The 286-nt window shown below is 37.8% G+C and carries 1 protein-coding gene; it reads right to left on the bottom strand.

Annotation, left to right across the window (positions count from 1 at the left end):
* A partial coding sequence (locus tag HOP45_RS20510; protein WP_255437790.1) for a transposase occupies window positions 1-244 on the bottom strand: 244 nt, incomplete at its 3' end.
* Window positions 245-286 lie beyond the last annotated feature (42 nt).

Here is a 286-nt window from a genome sequence, read left to right as displayed (position 1 = left end):
CTCGTTCGACTAAATCGACGTCTGACAATTGATAAACGGTCTTAAGAAAGAGGTATTTGAACATACGAATGGGGTGAACCGCATTACGGCCGTTATGATGACAATATTTATCTTTCAATTCCTCATAAATGAAAGTGAAATCTACAAGGTCATTGATTTGGCGAAGAAAATGGTCTCGGGGCACAATCAAATCGTATAAATTGGAATATCCACTTATGTTCATCGTCATTTGACGTTCAATCATCCGAATCCCTCACTTTTATGTATTGGGTTCAGTGTACAAGAA

The sequence above is a fragment of the Thalassobacillus sp. CUG 92003 genome, assembly GCF_013618635.1.
GTDB lineage: Bacteria > Bacillota > Bacilli > Bacillales > Halobacillaceae > CUG-92003.
This window is presented reverse-complemented; position numbering and strand designations above follow the sequence as displayed.